This window comes from Gemmatimonadaceae bacterium (genome assembly GCA_036003045.1).
In the GTDB taxonomy this organism is placed as follows: Bacteria; Gemmatimonadota; Gemmatimonadetes; order Gemmatimonadales; family Gemmatimonadaceae; genus JAQBQB01.
Genome location: DASYSS010000063.1, coordinates 1 through 1,839 on the forward strand (window position 1 = coordinate 1; position 1,839 = coordinate 1,839).

General features: G+C 67.0%; 3 protein-coding genes. 2 read left to right on the forward strand and 1 reads right to left on the reverse strand.

The annotated features are described in order from the left end of the window. The first annotated feature begins 199 nt into the window (after positions 1 to 199). Positions 200 to 613: a thioesterase family protein gene (locus VGQ44_16235; GenBank protein HEV8448379.1), complete on the forward strand. Its 414-nt coding sequence runs from the start codon at positions 200 to 202 to the stop codon at positions 611 to 613. Further along, positions 613 to 1,188: a dihydrofolate reductase family protein gene (locus VGQ44_16240; GenBank protein ID HEV8448380.1), complete on the forward strand. Its 576-nt coding sequence runs from the start codon at positions 613 to 615 to the stop codon at positions 1,186 to 1,188. The genes VGQ44_16235 and VGQ44_16240 overlap by 1 nt, the downstream gene beginning before the upstream one ends. Here the strand turns inward: VGQ44_16240 and VGQ44_16245 are convergent. Next, a partial coding sequence (locus VGQ44_16245) for an acyl-CoA dehydrogenase family protein (protein HEV8448381.1) occupies positions 1,185 to 1,839 on the reverse strand: 655 nt, incomplete at its 5' end. The genes VGQ44_16240 and VGQ44_16245 overlap by 4 nt on opposite strands.

The following is a 1,839-nucleotide window of genomic DNA, read 5'->3' on the forward strand; positions in this document are numbered from 1 at the left end:
GTCCAGTCCGAGCAGGCTTTCGAGCGTCTTGACTCGCGCCTCGAGAAAGTTCAGGCGTTGCTCGACCGCGGATTCCATTGGTTCCCTCCTTGGGAGCCGGTCATAGCATTCCTGCTATGTATTCATAGCACGTTTGCTATGTCTGTCAATACGCTCGATAGGCTCGCGCCCCGTGGAGGGCTTCTCTTTCTCGACCCCGGTGCGTGTTCGCTTCGCGGACACCGACGCGCAGGGCATCGCCCACAACGCGGCCTACCTCGTCTGGTTCGAGGTCGCGCGCGTCGAGTACCTGCGCGCGTTCGCCGGCGGCTACCAGGCCCTGCGCGACCAGGGGATCGAGGCGATCGTCCTCGAGTCGCTGTGCCGCTACCGGATCCCGGTGCGGTTCGACGACGACCTCGTCGTCAACGCGCGGTGCGTCGGCTTCCGCGGCGCCCGCTTCCGGTACGAGTACGCGATCACGCGCGGCGAGGAGCTTGTCGCCGACGGCCACACTGAGCACGCCTGCGTCGACGCGGTCACCTTCCGCCCGACGCGCGTTCCCGAGTGGCTCGCGGACGCGATCCGCGACGCCGAACGCGCAGCCGCCCAAGCAACGGAGAGGAAGCGCTGATGGCACGCGTGATCTGCGACATGTCGGCCTCGCTCGACGGCTACGTCACCGGCCCGAACGACAGCCGCGAGAATCCCTTCGGCGACGGTGCCGGGATGCTGCACGACTGGATGTTCGACGCGGCGACAGACGAGGACCGGGCCCTCCTGCAGGACATGCTCGACGGCGTCGGCGCCATCGTGATGGGTCGCAAGTCATTCGACAAGAACGAGGGCGACGGCGGTTGGGGCGACGGCGGCCCGGTCGGCGATACGCCCTGCTTCGTGGTCACCCACCACGAGCCGGCCAGATCGCATCCGCCGATCTTCACGTTCGTCACCGACGGTGTGGTCAGCGCGATCGAGCGGGCCAAGCAAGTGGCCGGCGACAAGGTCGTCGGCCTGCACGGCGCGACCGTCATGCAGCAGGCACTCCCCCTCGGTCTGGTCGACGAGATCCGTGTGCACGTGATCCCTGTCCTGCTCGGCGGCGGCACGCCTCTGTTCGCGAGCCTGGACTCTGCGATCGGCCTCGAGCGCAGCCGGGTGGTCGTGACTCCGGCCGCCACCCACTTGGAATTCCGGGTGCGACGCTAGCTCTTCGGCATGAAGATCTCGCGCGCGATCACGAGCCGCTGGATCTGCGACGTCCCCTCGTAGATCTGGAACAGCTTCGCGTCGCGCATGAGCTTCTCGACCGGGTACTCGTTGATGTAGCCGTAGCCGCCGAAGACCTGGACGGCGTCGGTCGTGACCTTCATCGCCATGTCCGCCGCGAACCGCTTGGCGAACGAGGAGTAGAGCGTCGCCTTGCGTCCGTAGCCCTGGTCGAGCATCCACGCCGCCTGCCAGCAGAGGAGGCGCGCAGCCTCGATCTCGCTCGCCATGTCGGCGATCATGAAGTTGACGCCCTGGTGCATCGCGATCGGGACGTCGAAGGTCACGCGCTCCTTCGCGTACTCGACCGAGTGCTCGTACGCGGCCTGGGCCACGCCGACGGCCCCGATCGCAGTCCCTGGACGGGTGAAGTCGAGCGTCGCCATTGCGATCTTGAAGCCGTCACCCTCCTCGCCCAGGCGGTTCTCCAGCGGAACTCGAACGTCGTTGAGCGCGAAGGCGGACGTGTCGGTTGCGCGCTGGCCCATCTTCTCCAGGTGCTTCTCGATCGTGACTCCCGGCGTGGCCATCTCGACCACGAACGCCGACATCCCACGGCGTCCGGCGGTCGGGTCCGTCTTCGCGAACACG